Annotated in this window: 9 protein-coding genes; all 9 read right to left on the bottom strand. The window is 48.4% G+C overall.

Translation table 11 applies throughout. The features are described 5' to 3' along the window. Positions 1-246, bottom strand: a 246-nt coding sequence (locus WC052_06220; protein ID MFA7287231.1) for a hypothetical protein, incomplete at its 3' end; no start/stop codon positions are given. A gap of 79 nt (positions 247-325) precedes the next feature. Then, positions 326-706, bottom strand: a complete 381-nt coding sequence (locus WC052_06215; protein MFA7287230.1) for a hypothetical protein — start codon at positions 704-706, stop codon at positions 326-328. Continuing rightward, positions 657-899, bottom strand: coding sequence for a hypothetical protein (locus WC052_06210; protein ID MFA7287229.1), 243 nt, complete (start codon positions 897-899; stop codon positions 657-659). Before WC052_06210 ends, WC052_06215 begins: the two co-directional genes overlap by 50 nt. A 99-nt stretch (positions 900-998) precedes the next feature. After that, entirely contained in the window at positions 999-1,355 is a 357-nt protein-coding gene (locus tag WC052_06205) for a hypothetical protein (GenBank protein MFA7287228.1), read from the bottom strand. Further along, on the bottom strand, positions 1,327-1,506 hold the full coding sequence (locus WC052_06200) for a hypothetical protein (GenBank protein MFA7287227.1): 180 nt from the start codon (positions 1,504-1,506) through the stop codon (positions 1,327-1,329). Before WC052_06200 ends, WC052_06205 begins: the two co-directional genes overlap by 29 nt. Before the next feature lie 123 nt (positions 1,507-1,629). Beyond that, a complete protein-coding gene (locus tag WC052_06195) occupies positions 1,630-1,842 on the bottom strand; it encodes a hypothetical protein (GenBank protein ID MFA7287226.1) in 213 nt (70 codons plus the stop codon). Continuing rightward, a complete protein-coding gene (locus tag WC052_06190) occupies positions 1,839-2,012 on the bottom strand; it encodes a hypothetical protein (GenBank protein ID MFA7287225.1) in 174 nt (57 codons plus the stop codon). Before WC052_06190 ends, WC052_06195 begins: the two co-directional genes overlap by 4 nt. After that, a complete protein-coding gene (locus tag WC052_06185) occupies positions 2,012-2,227 on the bottom strand; it encodes a hypothetical protein (GenBank protein ID MFA7287224.1) in 216 nt (71 codons plus the stop codon). Before WC052_06185 ends, WC052_06190 begins: the two co-directional genes overlap by 1 nt. A 3-nt stretch (positions 2,228-2,230) precedes the next feature. Further along, complete coding sequence (locus WC052_06180) at positions 2,231-2,461, bottom strand: hypothetical protein (protein ID MFA7287223.1); 231 nt, start codon at positions 2,459-2,461, stop codon at positions 2,231-2,233. Positions 2,462-2,645: the final 184 nt, after the last annotated feature.

Genomic DNA, 2,645 nt, shown 5'->3' with positions numbered 1-2,645 from the left:
TTCCAATTTCGGTATCATCGCCGCTTCGTTGATGACAACCTTCTTATAGTGATTACCGCGTCCTGCATCAGCACCCGTGTCAATGCTCCACATTGTCAGGCTTCCGCCGGTTATTAGCTCTAATTGCTTATGTACTTCGTTCTTGCTCTTTGTGACCGGCTTCAACTTGTCCACGAACCAGCGCCAGTTGCGATTAGCCTCTTTGTAGGTAGGCTCAAACCACGCGCACGGACTGCCTGCTAACATGCCCTCCACTATCCAGTTGCGTGATATAACATCCTTGCCCCACCTACGCCCGCAGTCCAGCACGTTGAATCGTGTCAGGCTACGTGCTATCTCCGCCTGGCTCTGGTGGTATGTCGGTAACTGGATATGAACTGTTTGCATATTCGACAACGATTTTTAGCGGGTCTCCGTCAACGCCGCCGTGTTCTAGTTTGGTAATGGGTGGCTCTAAATACTGATATGCCCAGCGCATTGTATCTAACCAGTCTTTTGGTGATACCTGTATTGCCTTGCCGTCAGGGAACACAACCGCGCCCGTGAGTAGTAAATCAGCAACCATGTTGGCTAATACCTGCTTACCGTTTACGCGCTTGCCGTCCACGTCAACCATACGCGATAAAGCACGGCGCAACGATTCTGTTAGCGCGTGCTTAATCGGTGGTCGCCCACTTGGATTGTTTGTTTTCCCTTTTGTCGCCATGTCCCTTTGTTTCGTCTTGTAAAACAGAGATGGTTATTTTTAGTCGCATACCTCTCCACATCATTGCGCGGATGAAGTTGCCGACTTCTGTTTCAGGTACGTCAAGTTGAATCCTTGCGCCTCCATTGCCGTCAATCTTTATAGCAGATTGTATCGGCGGGAATGACGCTAAAAAAGTAACATCATCCGCCATGACGTTTCCACAACACCTGCATACCCATAATCACCTGCCCTGTGTACCAACACGGGGTGCTGTCGTGTGTTACCTCGTGAAGATACCACTGGCGGTACATCAGGTGCGCTTGCCACGTTGAGAAGGGAGTTGCTTTGTCACCCCGTCAACGGCTCTGGTAATACGCTCTTCTACCTTTTCGTCATGCGCGTCAATTTTCAGCCCTAACTCTTTCAGGGCTTCTACAACTTCGCACATTGACGCCTGGTTGACGCGCCCCTGCTCACGTAGGAACGCTTGCCACTCGCTGTGCATTTCGCGGGTCATCTTGCTTGTCCAGTTTAGGATCCAGCGCAGAAAACCGAACACGCCGCCTAAAAATATGATAAACAGGATGATAACCGCAGCTTGCTGCCACGCTACGATGGGGGCTGCGGTGACTTCCATGCTATCCGCCGCCGGCTTTTTGCCCTGCATCTTCCAACGCAATACCGCCGATTAGTGCCATGACGAGCAATACGATTGACTGCCAGATTTCATCAGGCACGGCAAGGTAGTGCAGCACAACGGCTTGAATGACGCCGAATACGGCTAACCAGAATTTACGCGATTTCCAGAATGGGTACATGGTTTATCTCCTGAATGTAGTGTCTTATGTCATGATAACATATACCGCCCTCCGATAGGAACGTGGGGTAGCAAAACCGCCCTTGTTAGGGGCGGTTAGGTTGTAGGGGTGATAGTTATATTGTTACGCAATCATCATTTTTATAGCCACATAGAGGATAGTAACTAAACACGCGATACCAATTACCATGATTGCTATCAGTAGGTTTAGTTCGATAGTATTGGTCTCAACATGCCCAAACTCTCTCGCTATTTTTTCATCAAAACATTTAGGGCAAATGCCTCCTGGCATAAAAGTCGCGTCTGAATATTCTTTTTTTTCTTTCTTTTTTGTCATCGCGGCATCCGCATCCTTATCGCTTGGTAATACTGTGCCATCCAGTGCAAACTTGCAGCCTCGGCTTCTTTGCGTTTCTTTTTTTCTTTTTTCAATTTCTTTTCAAGTTCTGTTATTTTTTTCTTAAGGTCGTCAATCGTGATGGTTGCATCGTGCCGTAAATCTCCCATTATTCGCTGTCCTTATCCTTTCGCATCCGGCGGGTTGACTGCCCGTCCTCCAATTCTGCCACACGCGCGATTGCTGCTTTTAGTTGGTATTGCAGGCTCTCAACCTCGTCAAGCAGTTTAGGGATTGCGATTGGTGCAACCCGCCGAACCATCTCGCCTGCGTCTTTGAGTGTCAGGTAATACCGCCACTCTTTCAGTTGCTTTTCAGTTATCATCTGTTACTCCTTTTTTCTGTATGCGATTTCTTTTCGTTGGCTGATAGGATTATAAACCGCCCGCTGTGTCATCTCGCCGGTTGCGACTTTGTTTTTGAGTACCGTGACCGCCCGCTGGTATGGTACTCCCTTCGCTTCTAGCATCTTGGCAGTTACCTCGCCATCCTCTAATACCGGCAGGGCTGCATCTACCAATTCGTCAAGTAATTGAGTAGTAATATCCCGTTCTGTCATATTCGCCTTGACCTCTATGCTTTTACCCATTTTGTAGCCTCTGGTTGCACTTTGAATTTAGTCACCTCATATTCTCCGTTATCTACGGTTATAAACGCTGCGCCGATTTCTGCGATTGCGCCAGGGTTCGTCCGGTTGATAAACTCAGTTGCATATGTCCATGCTGGCAACTGTATCACCCGTG

The sequence above is a fragment of the Patescibacteria group bacterium genome (assembly GCA_041675205.1).
GTDB lineage: Bacteria > Patescibacteriota > Patescibacteriia > GWA2-46-9 > GWA2-46-9 > JBAYUF01.
The sequence above is the reverse complement of the archived record's forward strand: the minus strand, read 5'-3'. Positions and strand labels throughout refer to the sequence as shown.

Coding starts and splice junctions, on each gene's coding strand:
- WC052_06205 (MFA7287228.1), bottom strand. CDS start 1,355: ATGCAGGGCAAAAAGCCGGCGGCGGATAGCATGGAAGTCACCGCAGCC.
- WC052_06195 (MFA7287226.1), bottom strand. CDS start 1,842: ATGACAAAAAAGAAAGAAAAAAAAGAATATTCAGACGCGACTTTTATG.
- WC052_06210 (MFA7287229.1), bottom strand. CDS start 899: ATGGCGGATGATGTTACTTTTTTAGCGTCATTCCCGCCGATACAATCT.
- WC052_06185 (MFA7287224.1), bottom strand. CDS start 2,227: ATGATAACTGAAAAGCAACTGAAAGAGTGGCGGTATTACCTGACACTC.
- WC052_06200 (MFA7287227.1), bottom strand. CDS start 1,506: ATGTACCCATTCTGGAAATCGCGTAAATTCTGGTTAGCCGTATTCGGC.
- WC052_06215 (MFA7287230.1), bottom strand. CDS start 706: ATGGCGACAAAAGGGAAAACAAACAATCCAAGTGGGCGACCACCGATT.
- WC052_06180 (MFA7287223.1), bottom strand. CDS start 2,461: ATGACAGAACGGGATATTACTACTCAATTACTTGACGAATTGGTAGAT.
- WC052_06190 (MFA7287225.1), bottom strand. CDS start 2,012: ATGGGAGATTTACGGCACGATGCAACCATCACGATTGACGACCTTAAG.